The 17,275-nt window shown below is 39.4% G+C and carries 6 protein-coding genes; 3 read left to right on the top strand and 3 right to left on the bottom strand.

The window, feature by feature from the left end:
• Positions 1-168 precede the first annotated feature (168 nt).
• From BK026_RS09465 to BK026_RS09455, 3 genes are read right to left on the bottom strand one after another with little or no spacing between them, the layout of a single operon-like run.
• Positions 169-5,940, bottom strand: a complete 5,772-nt coding sequence (locus BK026_RS09465; RefSeq protein WP_071815637.1) for an ATP-binding protein — start codon at positions 5,938-5,940, stop codon at positions 169-171.
• On the bottom strand, positions 5,937-8,393 hold the full coding sequence (locus tag BK026_RS09460; protein WP_071815636.1) for a hypothetical protein: 2,457 nt from the start codon (positions 8,391-8,393) through the stop codon (positions 5,937-5,939). The genes BK026_RS09465 and BK026_RS09460 overlap by 4 nt, the downstream gene beginning before the upstream one ends.
• Positions 8,394-8,396: 3 nt before the next feature.
• Positions 8,397-12,353, bottom strand: a complete 3,957-nt coding sequence (locus BK026_RS09455) for a hypothetical protein (RefSeq protein WP_071815634.1) — start codon at positions 12,351-12,353, stop codon at positions 8,397-8,399.
• Positions 12,354-12,772: 419 nt separating this feature from the next.
• Here BK026_RS09455 and BK026_RS09450 point away from each other — a divergent pair, with 419 nt between their 5' ends.
• The 3 genes from BK026_RS09450 to BK026_RS09440 are packed head-to-tail and all read left to right on the top strand — an operon-like array spanning position 12,773 to position 17,273.
• Positions 12,773-13,627, top strand: a complete 855-nt coding sequence (locus tag BK026_RS09450) for a TnsA endonuclease N-terminal domain-containing protein (RefSeq protein ID WP_071815633.1) — start codon at positions 12,773-12,775, stop codon at positions 13,625-13,627.
• Positions 13,627-15,897: a hypothetical protein gene (locus BK026_RS09445; protein ID WP_071815632.1), complete on the top strand. Its 2,271-nt coding sequence runs from the start codon at positions 13,627-13,629 to the stop codon at positions 15,895-15,897. Before BK026_RS09450 ends, BK026_RS09445 begins: the two co-directional genes overlap by 1 nt.
• Positions 15,894-17,273 carry an ATP-binding protein gene (locus tag BK026_RS09440; RefSeq protein ID WP_071815631.1) on the top strand — a complete coding sequence of 460 codons (1,380 nt, stop codon included), beginning with the start codon at positions 15,894-15,896 and terminating at the stop codon, positions 17,271-17,273. Before BK026_RS09445 ends, BK026_RS09440 begins: the two co-directional genes overlap by 4 nt.
• The last annotated feature ends 2 nt before the right edge of the window (positions 17,274-17,275 follow it).

The raw sequence follows: 17,275 nt of genomic DNA, 5'->3' as shown, positions 1-17,275 counted from the left end.
TTTAATAAAGTTTGAAAGTAAAAATTAGAAAAAGTGAGCTTTTGTGAGCTCACTTTTTTATGGGTATAGAACAGACGGGCGAAAAAATTAAGCTTGTGAACGCATGATTTAGAAAAGGCGAACCAGAGATGGTTCGCCTTTTTTACATTGAAATACTCATAGATAGCTTCAGTCTTGGTAAACTAAAAAGTTAAACTCGTGCTGGTCGTATTCTCTATAGCTTGCTTCTGAGCTAAGAACGGTGGCATTGCAGACGTAACATTGTTTTTGCTGTTTATCAACCAAGCTTGACCATATCCCAAGCTTTTCCTTGCTGACCGCTGTATAAGTACCACATAGGGACCGAACTCCTTTCGGATGAATTGGTTGCCAGTTGCTGTACCAGAATGATGAAAATCCAATAGTGGCGCTGCCAATAGTGTAGTAAAACAAGCCATTGTAGGATGAGCCTGTAATTTTTTTTTCATCAATTGTGCATTTTGGGATGTAGAGTCCACGTGACTCGAGGTCAGAGTGCCAATGACCATACCTCATAAATGGATACGAAGTGCCGGCCATTGTAGGATTTTCATGTGGCTGACTCGCACCAAGTTCATATGACAGCTCCTTATCTAGAAGGTTGCCAACAGCAATGCAGTTAGAACGTTCTTTTATATGCATGTCCGGTGTCAGCCTTACTTCAGAGTTCACCTTTACAGCAGTTAAATCAATCCAGGTATTGTCATCAACCTTAATAGGTAATGAAAATGCCAAAAGGTTATGGCTGCCATCTGTGTGAGAGAAGTTGGCTAATGCTTCTTTAACATAGTTGCTCAAGTGCTCTTCATTAGGGGAGTTAATGCCATTCCAAACTGGTAACCATTTGGGTTTTTGAGGGCGAAGTGCTAGATACGCAGGCTCGATAGGTAATGCTGGAATTGATAAATGTCCCGCGTAAGAGTCCGGCATACCGTAAATCTCTTTGGCTAGTTCGATTGTTCTTAAATATGCTGAACGCCCACGGTGACTTGCCTGTGTATAAAATTGGCCAGTAGACCTTTGACGATCGCCACTAAAAAAATAATCAATATTTGTTGCTTTTGAAGGCTGATATTCAAATGTAGTGTTCCATTCAGATTGAAAGTAATCGGTAAAAGGTATACTCGTTCTTTTCTCTTCTTTTTCTAACCATGAATTGTACATTAAAGGTACATGATTCCCCTGATAGTATTCGAATCGATTATTATCATGAGTTAAGCTGATAATCGGTGAAAATGGATAGGTATACTCACCTAAACCTTTTGTTGTAGGTTCCAGTTCTTCTATTAATAGATCTGAGAGAGAGGACCTTGCTGTAATTAAATGACCTAAATCTTTTGGGCAGACATAGCCCCGATGCTTGGCTGCAAAAAATACGCATAGCACTTCTACACATTCTGACTCTTGCTTTCTATTGGCTAAATCTTCTTTCAATAATTCTTCAACTTTTGGGTGCTGTGCAATTAAAAGTATTGAAAGTTGGTCTATAGACCATAATTTAACAGAGGGTATTGGAAGTTTAAGCCTTGAAATTAACGACTTAACCAATGCTTCATCGAGAGAGTCATCACGACGCCAATCCCAGTCTGGTTTAGTCAGCTTAAGATTGCGAACGCTGTCTTCCAAGCTTTCAACCATCGATAATGTCAGTTCAAGAGCCTCATCCTTCCTTCCACTCTGGGAGAGTAAAAAGACTAATTTATCATTTGGAATGATTAAATTACCGAATTTATCATTCCAATTATCCAACTCCGATGTTGTTAGCTTTATAAACTCGTCTGTTTTTTTAGGATATTGCTCAGCCACCACTCTAAGTCGGTTGATACTATTTTCCGAACGCTCGTACCAATCAGACCAGCCACCCATGGCTTTGTGAGCAAAAACTAAAAGGTTAAATGCTTTTTCTTTACCGTTGAATTTTTGTGTACTGTAGAAAAGATGATCTAATAAGTGACGTTTGTCGTTCAAACGGTCAATAAATGTTGGAATGAGTGGTGTCAACTGCTTTAATAGAGCATCTTCTTGACCATGTTCACACCAATACTTGTACCAATTTTTTAAAAAGCTACTGGTGCTAATTTTCCCGTTTAGCGCTAGGGACAGTTCTTCGAATTTTTCTGGTGGAAAATCAGCTGGTTGTAAAGTGATTTTTTCATCAAATTCATCAGCAGTCGATTTATCTTCAGTGATTTCTTTAATATCGATTCCAATACAGGTTTTTGTTTCATTAGCAATATGAGTAGCATGTAGATCTCCATTCTCAACGTTTACTTTTAGCATTTGGTAACAACTAGAGTGCAAGCCAGTGAGAAATAAATGCTTTGTAATCGGCGAAGAAAAGTCACATTTTTCAAGCAGCCTAAGTATTGTCTCTTCAGCATAATACCATTCGCCATCGCTAAGCTCTTGATCATAAACCGAAGCAGCTGTTTGCGGGTTTAACTTTGCTAATAGTGAAGATATGGAGTGCTTAGAGTGTCTAGTTTCATCCCCATCGGTAAACTTGGATATATTGAAAACTATCGGTGATATCCGCTCTAATATTTCCAGAGCAGAATCTGGATCAGCTTCGGAAAGGTATTCCACAGCTTTTAAAACATCAAATATGGTGGGGTCTTTATGATGCCCGTAACCGAGCACAAAATCCCATGTTTTTCTCATACACCTTTCAAAAAGGGCTAGGTTATCGTGTTGGAATGCTATTTGAGCGAGTTCAAGGTAAGCATTAGAATTCTCAATTGTTTCTTCTAGCTCATTTAACTGTCGAGCCTCATCGAGTTCAATGAGCAGTACAACAGCATCATCGTCTAACAGTTTGAGACCTACCTCCTTATACCATAACCGAAGCCAGTCAACTCTGAATACACCAGAGTCAACAATTTGCTTTAGTTCATCACGCGAAACTTCAGATTTGGTTGTTATCAGGTGACAATCGGCTGCAATTTCAATCCAATCGCGCTTTAAAGCTATATCGGCTCTTCTTGCCTCCCATTGAACCTCATCTAATATTGGCCACAGCGGAAACATCGCACAAACTACGTCAAAGTTTAATGTATTCCCTGCTAAAAGTTCATTTGCGATCCAATCTGAAAGCTCATTAAGCAATACATAATGAGCTGACACATCCGCTCGATCTGATGTTGCACTAACTGGTAACCAAGAGAAGTCGCCTTCTGCACTTAACCTGGTACAAAGTGAAGAAAAAAACCAGCTATGATAACCGCCAGGTTTTTCAACTTTGAAGACTGTTTCCGAGAGGCCATCAAAAAGGTGAGTTTTAATACTGGCAAATTTTTTCTTAGAGAATATATCTAAAAACTGAGATAACGTCTGTGAGGAAAAAGCGCTATATTCTGGCCTACGGGCAATATCTGCACCCTCTATAATGCTTAATCTAATTGCATCGAGTTCGATTTGACCGATATGATTTGAATTACTGGGTAAACACTGCCAAGCCCTGAAGAGCAGACCCAGCTCTTTTTTTGTACGGCATGCACGTCTAAAACTAGCCACATATCCATCGGGCCAATTAGAGAAGTTTCCTCCTTCAATAATCGCATCGTAGTTAAGGCTGTCGGTTAATACACCTGCTTTTATCAGTACAGCAGCTTCAGCTTCGTTATCTTGAGAGTGTCGAGAAGACAAAAGTTTGGTTTTAGCCCGATATCGATCAATAGCCTTCTGCGATAACAACTCTGCTTGATCAACTGCCCCTCTATACCATAATGCAATTGCCAATATGGATAATTTGGTTGGTGAATACTCGTTTTGTCCTGATATTAATTCATTTATAGATGCTTCATCAGCTAATATAAGGGAGAGAATACTTAAATTATTGGAATCCCAAGTCTGGAATTCAGGTCCATTTATAAGCCGGGTTTTTAATGCTCTATGGCCATATGCCTCAGCATATTCAAGTTCTTCAAATGCATATGTTTCAGCTTCAGATAATAGCCTTATGCATGATTTGACTGGCATGCCAGTAATAAGCTTATCAAGTATCCAGTCCCTTACAACGCCTTCTCGTAATTCGGATGTGCTGCCCATTCGAGCCAAACAGGACCAAAGCCAATTATCCTTGAGATGAATAGGTGCGCTTAAGTTTAGCCATTCACACACAAATGGCAGCAAGGCACTTATTCGTTCTTCGTGTTCTTCCTGACTTCTAACAAACACAACCAAGCTTTCATGAAATGGCCTCACTCCACAAACTCCTTCAGAAAGCATGTGTGCAACGGCATCAACGCTCGGAGCATATTCATGAATATCTTTGACAACGCAACCAATCGCCGGTCTGGGCCATGCAAATTGAAATCCACTGCAAAGGTGAAGAACATCCTTTTGTCTATAATTGAGGTTACGCCAGAGCTCGGAATAATAAGTAGTAATATTGCCATCGGAGCATGGCGGAAGCTTCTCAATTTGCCAGTAAGAAAGTGCTAATCCATGATGAGACAGATACTCAGATGAGTAGATCATATGCAGTGGATAGCCATTTGTAGCCTTTAATAACGCGCCAGCACTTTTCTGAATTTCTTCATCTACATGATCCTCATGACCGTTGGAGAATAATCGACCAGATTCAATATGAAGTTTTAAATACTCGTATATAGAATTTCCAGACATTTCAGGCAACCAATGCCATTCATTCTTAGGAGAATGAGTAAGTAGTGTGTGAGGGAGTAAATCATCGTCAACTGGTTGCGTTCCAACAAGTATCACTAAGTTTACTGTTGTAGGTAGCAATTGTCTGAAGGTTTCGTCCAATGGCTTTTTATTTTTTGCATTGTCTCGCCAAACATGATCCAGTCCATCAATTAATACTAAAAAGGGTTTTCCCCTGTCTTTGTAATAATTTGCGCAGGTTACCAGCGCATCACGCAGGTTTTCAGGATGGGATGTACTTGCATTTGCTTCTTTGTGAAAGCTATTGATTTGATGTAGCAGCGATTCAGCGACGACTCTTGGGCTTAGTCTGTCTTCTGTTGTATCCCCCAATGATAAGAAATAGTGATGACGTAATAGCGGAATTTCCTGATCTTCCAATTCTTGACACAGAAACGATAGATACGTACTTTTTCCAACACCAGGCTTACCCGTTAACGTAATGACTTCGCCGTTTGAGCTGCTAATACGAGCAAGTAGAGCATTGTGAAAATCTGAATCTGGGAGGCAATAATCCTCAGGCACAGAGAATATTTCAGGTATGGGCTCCGGTCTTTTGGGTGATAAAACTTCTCTAACATGATGAAGATAAATCCAACCATTTTCTGGAGGATTATTCTGAAACATTGCCCATTCACGTGCTCTTGCGATAAGCCGCTCAACGCCTGTATCGTCGGAAAACTTCAAAAGCTCGGCTCGAACACTACGCTTTATCGTAAGGTAGTCTCCATCACTATGTTGGACGGTCAACTTCGAAAAAAGAAACATAGCAGCTTCGCGGTTTCCTAATTGTCGGATAACCTCTTGTTGTGAGTCATCATTAACCTGATGAAAGTCTATTTTTGAACCACGCAGGCAAGACTCCATAGATCTATCCGGCCGCTTGTTGGTCAATAGAACTACATCCCCAAGCTTTTCAGCAGGCACAGCATTAATAGCATCGTAGAGTTTTTTAAGAATGGAACGAGATCTAGCTGTTTTACCTGAGATTTTTAACAACCAATCCCACGTAAGGCAGTTTTCATCCTTCTCAGGGGAGGGAGTAAATTTAACTTGCCAAAAATCTTTAATACCATTTGGCCTTTCACAAACAACATCATCTATACCTTCAGGTGTTTCATTACTGTCATTGTCTGCTTCAAATGCAACTCGAATATATGATGCAGGACTGTGAAGCCAGTTTGCTAGTAGCTTAATACCTTGCAATGTTTGGTAGTCATATCCGGTATAAATAATCGCCGAATTTTTTACTTTCATTTTATCAACCCTAAACCTAAAGCTTCTTCCTTGCCGTTTTGGCAATCTCTCCACCGTCTAACAAGTAGTGCCACACATGGGTTACCAGCAAGTTGGTTGGAGCGAACCCAGTCAACATCAATTAATGAGGCAAGTAGCTCAGTATTCATTTCTCCTTGGAGTGCGTGCCATTGGCGAATACTTGGTTGTCTGGTTAGTTGTAATTTAGGCGGAGCTAAGCTTCCTACAATGTAATACCCTTGCTCTGGATCATGCCATAACCTTTGAATACCCGGAATGTCTCTTAGCCAGGCTCGAATGTCTTGCAATGGAATACCAAATACTCTTGAAGCAACTTTGGCCCAAGAACCGCTGAGGCTTGAACTTACAATTTTTTTGGGCATTTCACCTTCAGGTAACTTATTGTTCATCACACTTAACAGTGCTTTAAATGCATGTTGCTTTAGTTCTTTGTATTCAATTGATGATCGGTTTTCCTGCCATAAAGTACCTAGTGCTTCATGCCAGCATGTTTTAATATCATCAAGCTGCATAAGTAAGGTATTTGCACTTTTCTCTGATAGCTCACCTTCTTCCTTCAATTCATTAATATGCTCTTCTAACACATCTCTTTCAGGTAACTGCCACTCTTTTAATGGCATAGAGATATTCTGTGATTGGAGTTCTTGCAGTGTTTCTGCAAGGTGGTTCGGAAGCATATGAGGCGTATCGTACTTAGGGTCTTGGTAGTAGATAGAAACAGATTCCGCTTTATGTATAACAATGGTCTGCCTGCGAGCAAACCTAGCATACTTTTCTGCATCACTACCAAAACCTTGCATTACCACCTGTGGTTGGTAGCTGTATGGCCATTCTCTACTCAACAATGCAAACAGCTGTTTTACAGAGGTATTAAATTTACCCAAAACTAAATCACAATTTTTTTCATGCTCTGATATGGTTGGATTAAAGGGGATGAGTACTGGTCTGTCATTGAGAACTGTAAACAGGTAACCGTCGGTTATAACAACAAGCTCTTCATTTAGAACGTCGCGCTCTTCAGGAAGCATTGAGCTTAATTTGACCTGATCATCATGCAGCAAATGCTTTATACTTAGTTCTTTGATGACAATTTCTAAATTGCGCTTCAGTGCCTCCATCCTGCTATCTGTCTCAAACATAGATAGAGCATAGTTATAGTATTCGTCTTCAGGTACTAAATATGTTTCATCACTCTCTTCGTCGCTAATTTCATTAATAAGCTTGGCTTCGATGGAGTCACCGTCTAAGTCATATGGGTTTACATTGATGTGCTGGCAAGCGACCTTAGTGCGAAGTTTAGTTGTGAGAGGGTAATGGTCTTCAATAACTCCAGGATATTGATCTAAAAGAACTAAAATTGAATCAGACTTATTGAATTCAAGGCTATCAATATCTTGAGGGGCGCAATCAGGTAAAAGATGAAGTTGCGTGTTAATACTTTTTTCAGATAGCGCTTGATTAAGTGGTAACAACATTTGCTCAGCCGATATGTTCTTTGAGAAACGTAAGTCGAGCACAAGAACTTTTTCTAGCAATGCTACACTAGGCATTGTATTCCGAGTTTTTGGACCTTGCTTATATTTGGTCTTGAGAGGTAATGGTCTGAGATTTAAGGTTTTAGGCTTTAGATTAAAGCCATATTCTTGGGCTCTCTCAATCAATTCATCTTGAATAGGTTTAAGTAAGCAAGGCCAGCTGCCCTTGAAGGCATCTGTATTAGAAAGATCAATAAATGCACGTTGCTTTCGTTTATTTTTATTTTTACGTATTTCTGAGTACACAGGCCCGGAAGTTTTTTCGCCTTTTTTAGGTATCCAGCGCACTAAAATGTTGTTCTTATCGTATACCCACATAGAGCTTCGGTGTTCTGCGTTGGCTTTCGCACTGTCTAGTACACGAAGTGGTACATTTTCATGAAAAAGAACTACTTCGGTCGTATTCCTATCCCTGCGTTGTTGAGTTCTACAATCTAAACTGATTGCATTGACGCCTGTACTTTTTTTAGTGTTCCAAGTATCTATTTTAAGAAGAGGCCTACCTAATGTATGACTTCCTTTGCAATGAGTCCCAAATGCAGATACTTTGCGCATTATCAAACGTATCCAGATGGGGTTCATTTCAGCGGAGTATTGGACTTTCTCGGGGCGAATATCCATTCCATCTTTATTGAGAATAACCGGTGGCTTAGTGATTTCAGAGTCCACAGCTACAAACAAACCAAATTGTCCTTTGTAGCTGCGCATCAAATATGGGTAGTAGCGATTAGAAAGCTCTGTGTCTAAGTGTTCTTGCCACTCCTTCCATCGATATGATTTGTTCAATGGATAATGGTAAACCACTAGTTTCTTAGCTTTTTCAGCGTCGATTTCACTGTCTAAGTAAATTGTGTGAGAAAGGGGCAATTCTCTTACTATTGGATTGTTATTGCTCACCTTTTAGTCCTCTTTCTTGTTTTGTTGTTCAGAAACCAAATCCACAAAGTGGTTGAAGCCAGTGGTTACAGTATCTTTAGCATCATGACCTATGCAGCCATTAAGTACGATAATGTCCGCCTCTGTAACAGGAACTTGCTTTAATTGTTCGTTAAATCCTACAAGTGAAGCATCATGCTCAGTACAGACAAAGTTGAGTATGGCTAGTTTGGTTTCAAAGCCTTCCGCATTTCGAATTGCTTGTAGTTTATTAATTAATCCAAGTGGGGCTTTGTCAGGTTGAGCACCATTTATTAGCCATTCTTGGTATTGCTCATCAGTTTTATCGAGGCTGTCACTTCCCCAAAATTTTGCATCTACTCTAAAATCAGTTTTTGAGACTGTAAAATCATAAAGCTCAAGTACACTTTGGCTATTTAAGGTTGTGTGAGTGGTCACGCTTTGCGAATGCAATAAAGCTCGTATTGCCTCTTCACCCAACCTTCCTTGTAATATTCTCTGAGTGATGCGAGGGTGGAGGACATATGTCTCCTCTAATTCACAAGCGATAGGATACATTGATGTCCTGTAGCCCTTTTTGTTGAACCAATCTATGATGGCGCTGTGTGACTGAATGTAGCTGTATAGTCTGTCTGGTCTATAGGGGATGCGGCCCTTACCTGGTTCACTGAAAAACTGCCATGTTTCAGGATCGTACCAGATCTCTGTGAATGAACTGCTGTGAGTTGGCTTTTCAATACAAGCCCAATCTTTTAATGGTGTATGAATGCCATAAACAAAACTTTTGGGGTTCCAAGCATAATCTAGTTGCAGCACGGCACGCCCCAACTGTGTCCAAAGTTTGGCTATGTCATCCGTAATTTCTGGATACTCGCGTGACTTTCGAATTGCTGGAATTAGCTTATCATCAATAATACTGACAGCGTTTTCACCAGTCTGACTCGACGTAAACATCGCACCGAAAAAATCGTTAGAAGATTCATCATCAATGGAAGTTAGCCTATCGAGAAGTTTTTGGTTTAAGTCGCTGAGTATCTGTTTATGGTTGGTGTAAGCAGGTAAGGCTGTAAATTTAATTAGGTCTTGGGCCAGTTGATGCGAAACGTATATTTCAACATTACCGATATGATCCCAAACTCTCTCTAAACGACCAATCTGCTGCTGTATGTCAGCGGCTGTATTTTTTATGTAATCCGAGCCCTTTTTATAAACAGAATTATTTAGCTGCGATATTTGATAGCCAGTTCCATCCATTACTGCTGAAATATATTTCCTATGTTCTTTTCTAGAAATTTCGCCGTACCTGCGAAGTTTATCTAAATTTCGCATTTGATAACCCGCATGCGCCATTTTGTCTAGATTTTCATCGCTGTTATCATTAGCTGCAAAATAGTAGTGGCGAGACTCAAGTATGTACACACAAGTAAGGTCCATACTTTTATCATTGCTCAGTTTAAAGTCTAGGTTGATACCATTGGTTGCTGAGGCTGTTTGGGTAATAATAAGGACAGGGGATTCTGCATCAAATGCGGCTTGATAAGCTTCCTTAAACCCTGGACGTTTTTGGCATTCAGCGTTTAGTAGACAGATAGTAATCTCTTGTTCGTTTACGCTAATTGGAATGAAAACATCTTTGAATGAAGCCAAAAGCTTGTCTTGACTGAATTCTTTGGCAGCTTTTTCATTTATGCATAGCCACTCAATGCTGTTGCGACTGGCTTTCGCTTCGTCTTCTATTAACCATTTTCGAAAATATTTCGTTGAATTAACATAAGCGAGCTGACCCTTATGCTTTTCTTTCGTGCCAGCTAGTGCAATTACATTGATGAGTTTTAATAATGTTCTTTCTCTATGTTCCTTAGCGCTGGCGGAAATACCGCTATCGGAGTCCTGAAAAAACTCGGGAACTAAATTAGAAAGAATGTCGATTTGGTCTTGCTGAGATAATCGTTCGTCAAAGCCAGAAACCGTCACGTCTAAGTTGGTTTGTCGGAGGGTTGCCTTTTTATCACTTAAGTAGGCGATCATATCATTTTGACGCTTTATATCAGCGTCAGATTGGAAGTAAGGTACAGGCCTTTTACTCCAGTCCTTTGGTTTATTTTTGAATTCATGGCCTAAGTAGCTTTTCTGGATATCAGGAGTTCTACATTCCGCAATGTAACGCAATGCTGAATTGAGCCAACGAATATCGAAGTGACCAAGAGCTCTTTCAATGTACGATGTTGCAGATAACCCAAATACTAAATTTCTACTGGCAAGTGAAAGTATTAAGCCTTCGGGAGTAGTTGGTAAAAAAGCTCGCCGGATCTGGATACGTAAGCGGTCTAGATCATTTTTTTGCTCATTTTGCTTAAGTTGCCAATTAGTAAGCCCGAATATGTTTGCATGAGTATTGGGTAGTGTATTGCTTTTTCTAAGACTGTTGAGTTCTGGCAAACTAGTTTGAGGTAATGAGAACAAAGACATATTTGGTAAAGCACTACTGTAATGAGAAGGGCGATAGTCATTAGCTGCATCAAACAGTAAACTACTCAACTCTCTTAATAAATCTTGCTCCTCACCATCAGAAGAAGAAAAATCAGACAGCATTAAACTAAACTGGCGTATATATTTTTCCATTAATCGAAGGAATTTATCTATATCGATTTCGTCAGCAGTAAATTTGTCGCCGAATTGCCTCTCTTTTACAGCGAACCCGTGCGAGGCTTGAGTCATCGAAAGTTGACTGCTAGTAACTAGGTGATCAGCTCTAAATAAATATTGTGACTTAAATGATTTTCCTTCTAAGTGGTCTCTGGCAGGTATAACTAGAGCCCTGTCTTCTTTCAAATTAATGTTATTGACTTTCAGCTCTTGTTCGAGATCATCTAATAACTTGGTAAGCCTTTCTCTGATCTCGGGTACTCTGCCATTTTCGTCATACAGCATCCTTTTGAGTAATCTTCGGCCACCATCAAGTAGTTGGCCTAAGCACTCGGGAGGCTCATGTACTAGTTGAGATTGAGCCAGTAATTGTTGGAGTACATCAGACTGGTAATCAAATTCATCGACAAAAATTACATGGTCTTTCAGTTCATTACTCGATATACGTACTTTTTGTACACCATCGTAAAAGGAAGAAAATAATTTCTGTGTCGTCATGATCAACAAGTGTTGTTTGTCATCATGCCATACTATGCCTGGAAATATTCGACGGACCCAGTCGTTACTTCTAAAGGCATGGAGCTTTCTCTTAACAACCTTCGTTAAATTAGCATCATCACCATATTTTTCTTTTGTTTTCTTAACTTCTTTTTCAAGAAGCTGCATATTCTTCAACAACATAAACTCAAGCTGGGCACAAGAACGTTGTAAATCATTTTTCATTAGACGCGAATACTTACCTAACGGTGCAGAAGACTGAAAGCTGTTTTTCTCCAATATAGTTGCTTCACGCATTATTTTGCGTACCGTTCGCTGTATGGCTGAATACCCCCATTTATCATGAGGTAACAACCCGTTGTCATTCAAGTGCACTAGAGTCTTTTGGGGATCTGGTAAATCTTGAGATTGGACATCAACTTCATGGGGGAGAGGTTTTTTTAGCAAGGCTGAGATAATATTTTCATCTTGAGCGTAAATGACGCTTGCTGTTAGCGACGCTCCATTAGAACACTTACTCTTTATGACATTAGCGTAAACGTCATGGAGAATGTTCCACCTATGGGTGACAAAAATGGACTGGTGATTTGCTGTATTTATTTGTTCCAGTGCAGGAGGGCGCCCATCGTCGTTACCATGGCGGTATAGGCCACTACTCTTGCCGCCACCTGTAGGACCTTGCAGCATGCAAAAGCCAGCGATGCCATGCCTTCCAGATTTACGAGACTTTGGGGATTGTGATCCTAAATGGATCGCTTGTGAGAGAGCACTTTCAATAATTGCGTTATAGGAACGCGCAGACACACTAGTTGCCATATTACACCTCATTCAGTTCAGGTTATCGAGGGTTATTAGAAACACTTATTGAGTGTTGTACCAAATTGTAGCTGGTTGAAATTAAACCAGTAGTGCTTAAATTACATCCAATATATGTGTTCATCAAGTAATAAACGGAAAAACTGTTAAAAAATTTTGATTTTTTAACTTAACTTGAATATGTGCGAGAGCCACTTTAAGGAGGAGCCACAGAAAGAAACTAATATATTTTCACTGGCTATTGGCTTTGGTGAACTCAAAAATGTCAAAAAGCAATTTTTTTAAAATCAAGGACATAGAAATTAATATGACATTTCTTATATTTATCGTTATATTATGTAAGTTGTTGAAATTGTAGGTTATTTTGATCTTTTGTTATTTTTGCTCTATATCTAAATTAATTGGATATAGGTGTGAAAATGAAACCGATTTATAAAGTAAACATAAAAGAATTAGCCAAACTTAGAGAGTGGAAAGAAAAGTGTGATGATGCTCGTAAGCAAAAATTGGCGCATCATTTTCAATACTATCGTCCGTTTATCAATATTGACGCTGTTAATTCTATTAGTCGAAGACATTTATATTCCTGCCCTATACAGAAACGATTAATTCATCTTCTTAGCGATGGAGAAGCAAATGCTTATAAGCGACTGATCTTTGAGCCTGATATTCTCGGTATTAGAGAGCAATTTCCACTGCACCTCCCAAAAACACTGGAAATTGCTAAAAGTTTAAAATTTATTCACCCCAGAAATTGGAAGACTAAAGAATTGTATATCATGACAACTGACTTGTTAGTTGATCGTGTTGATTTCGAGACTGGTGAGGTTTATCAACAATCCTATAACTTTAAATATTGGGATGCCATTTACCAATATTCTGAAGATGGTTTTGTCATCCAAAAGAGCTGGCGGACTTGGCAAAAAAATAAGATAGAAGAAATTTACTGGCTAGAAAAGAACGTCAAATTTATTCAGGCAACCGAAAGAGACACCTCAAAGGTAGCTGTTCAAAATATTACTTGGTTTCAGATGCGGCATGACTTAAATATAGAGCTGCAAGAGCTAGAGCTATTTAAAGCGTATTTTATCAAGAGTTACAAGAATAACCCTCGGGCATGGCTAGAAGAACACTTAAGCAATGTGTGTAAGCTTATGAACAGTTCATTTCGAGATGCCCAAGCAATCTTTCAGTTTGCTGCATATCATCATGAACTCAGTCTCAATATTGAATATCCAATTAGGCTTTCAGAGCCGGTAGCGGTGAACGCGTAATGTTTAGCGTTAATGAAGTTTTTAGCGATATCAAGCAATCTATTCAAGTTAAAGTTTGCCACGTAGCAATAGATCTAGCTCTGATTGCTGTGGTTGATTTGGTTCGTTTAGAAGAAGGAAAGCCTTGTTGTAAACCTAAGGTATATAATTTTGAAAAATTTGCCGATTATATTAAAAAAAACAAACTACACCGGACAGTTGAAATGTTGCCGGCATGGATTAATTTTGACGATGAAAAATTAATTAAGTCTGGCAAAGAGCATTGGGTAGCTAAACGGGATAAAAAGCTCAACATAGTAGGTTCTTTACTTAACGAGGACACTGTACGTGAATATTTATACGGGAGCGGGGTTGGAGAAAAAATAGGAGCTCTACTAATAGAAAACACTATTTGGAAAAAATCTAGTAATTATTACAGACAGCTAAATCGCTATATCACTTATGGTTGCACCAACAATGCTTTGTTACCTTTTGACTATCAGAATTGCGGTAGTAATTATTTTATCCCTGAAGAACGTGGGGTAGAAAATGTAAAGCGTGGACGTAAAACTATTTCACCTAAGCTGCTTGGTCATTTGCATCAATCCGTTTTTTCAGTGGCTCCAGGGATCACTAAAAAAGAAATAAAAAAAATTAAGAAAACTGTTACGGCTGTTATTAGCTCAGCACGAAAAAATATTACTGCTCGAGCCCGGTTATTGTATCGGCGTGAAAATGAATGCCGATTTGTTGATGAGGCAACCCCCTACGGTACGAATAAAAAACTAAAATGGGATGAAGAGCCTGATTGTTTATCTGATGCGCAATTTAGATACCATTTTCAAAAGTTTATAACTCAAGAAGATAAAATCAGAGCAGCCAAAGGACAGATTGTTTTTGATAAAGATCATGCTGATAGAAGTGGATCTACATGGGAGTTTTTAATCGGGCCAACGCATTTATATGAGATTGATGCAACAGTCATGGATATCCACGTTCGTTACCCATATTCAGAGAATGAAAGATTATCTATGGGGAGACCTGTGCTTTATGTCGTTGTCGACGTTTTCTCTACATGTATTGTTGGAATATATATAGGGTTTCATGGTCCTGACTGGGTTGGGGCTGCTGAGGCGTTAGTTAATGCATTTATGGATAAAGTCTCTTTTGCTGCACGCTATGGTCTTAAAATAAATAAAAAAGATTGGCCATGCCACCATCTATGTTACTGGATTAATAGTGATAATGGTGGAGAGTATTCATTGGGGAATATATCGCCACTTTTAAAAGCAAATTTAGGTATTCAGGAGTGGACAAAGACCCGAAGTTATATGGGGGTTGCTAAGGCTGTAGCCGAAAGAAAATTCGGTGTTATTAACGATAGCTTTCTTCATTATCAACCAGGTGCAGTATATGAAGTACGCAGAGAAGAGCAGGACCCATCGCAAAACGCCGTTTGGGATTTAGAGTCTTTGTATCAAGCGATTATTTTAGAGGTAATCTATCAAAACCATACAAACCTAAGAGAAGAACATCATGATTTTAAAGCGGCAAAAAAACGTGCGGGTCTTTCTGCTCAGTCGATCTTTGACTTTTTTATCGGTGAAGAAATGGGAGGTGGTAACCCAACAACTGAAAAAGATGAGGGCAGGATCAGATTAGCGTGTCTTCCTGAAAACGAGGCTTCAGTTACAGCTCAGGGTATTAAGTTTCAAGGAGTTTACTACACGTCTCCTTATGCTAAGCAGCAAAAGTGGTATTTTCGAGCCAAGCAGTTCGGAGTTTTTCCGATTACGGTTAAATGGAGTAGAGTTTCAGCGGATTTAATTTGGTATCAAACGCCCGAAAACGAAGTCATCGCTTTGAAAATAAAACCTGATAAAAGTCGTCGATTTATGCATCAGACTTGGGAGGCTGTGGCCATTCGTCAGCACGAATACGCTAGAGAAAAGCATGCTGCCAAACGCGAAAAAGCGAGGCAAGAATTAATCAAAGAGCAGCAACAGCGTGACTTACTTGATAGGAATAAAGAAGAGATAAGTGGGATACCTGAAAATACAGTAAAGTCCCGTCAAAAAGGTATTCAAGAACGAAAAGATGAGCAAGCGATTATTGATAAAGCTCAGATTGATAAACGTAATAAGCAAGCGATTGGGCAAATAGAGAAGACAGAAGCAAGTGAGGGCGATCATGAGGAAGTACAAATAAAGCCTCAAACTAAGAAGCCAAAGAAACGAAGCTTAAACTCTCGACTACAGCGTTCAAAAAATAATGGTAAGGGGGACAAATGAAATTATTCGACCCAGCTTTTCCTAAACCTGTGCTCATTGAAGAGGCTGTATATCATAATCATCAAGATGAATGGTTAAACGATAATCCATTGATCCGGGCTATCACGGTTAAAGATACAGACGTTGTTGAAAGTGAAATAGGATATATTCCTAAATTACCAAGTAATATTCAAAGTCTAAACGGTGTTTATCAAAAAACAGCATTACATCGGCTGAGCTGCATTAATGTCGTACACCCTTGGTCTGCGGCACTTTATGAAGATATTTTGTCTGCAATTTTATTTGGATATATTAACCGAGATCCTAGGAAACCCGAAATTCGGAGGTTTCAAAGAGAATTATCAAGTTTATCAATGCTTAAAAAGCGTGATGAGATCTATGAAAAAATATTTGTATCTCCTCTTAGTCCACTAACAACCACTAGTAATGCAGTTGTCACCGGCCCTTCGGGTAGCGGCAAAACAACAACAATTCGACGAACACTGCTAGCAATTCCACAGGTGATCATTCATCCCGAGTTTGATAATACACCAGAGAAGCTAACTCAAATAGTATGGTTAAGCTTTGATATGCCAGCTAGTGACTCACCTAAAGCACTAGCATTAGCGTTCTTTAGAGCAATAGACATGGCAATTGGTAGCAATTACTACAATGAATGGAAGGGGCGAAAATCAGAGGGAATAGAGCATCATTATGCGGCGATGCAACTACTGATACTAAAGTACAATATCGGGTTTATTCACATTGATGAAATGCAATTTATGCTGAAGTTTGGCTCAGGGCGAAACTCTGTTACTTTGCAAGCCGTCGAAGCTCTTTTTAATAAGTTGTCTGTACCGACTTTAACCAGTTGTACGCCGGAAGGCTTAAAGTTATTTGATCCTGTGCCAGCTGAGTTTTCGAATAACCTCGATGTAATAACGACAACTCGTCGCGTCTATTCTGATCAGATATATGTGTTTGAGCTTGCCCCGATAGACTCCGATTTATTTGATGATTTATTTAGTGCCTTCTTTCCCGCATCCCTCAGTCAGAAGCAAAAGGGGTTTAGTGAATCTTTTAAATTTAAGGTAGCAACTTTAAGTGCTGGCTTATTAGCTGTTATCACGAGGTTAGCGCAGCTTTATCATCGAATAGCGTTGAGTGTGACAGATATACCCGAAGAAGAACTACTGGAAGACATATTTATTGAGCAATTCGGTCCGTTAGCTGAAGCATTGAGACGTTTGCACGAAACGGGCAATGAAGACATGCTAGAGAATCTATTGAACCGAGATGATGCTAATAATGTTGTTTGGGCATTAGAAGAACAGAAAGGAAAGAAAATCCAAAAGCGGGTAAGTGTTCCAGACATTAATAATGATCATAAAGGCTAGTG

The sequence above is a fragment of the Alteromonas sp. V450 genome (assembly GCF_001885075.1).
Classification (GTDB): domain Bacteria; phylum Pseudomonadota; class Gammaproteobacteria; order Enterobacterales; family Alteromonadaceae; genus Alteromonas.
The sequence above is the reverse complement of the archived record's forward strand: the minus strand, read 5'-3'. Positions and strand labels throughout refer to the sequence as shown.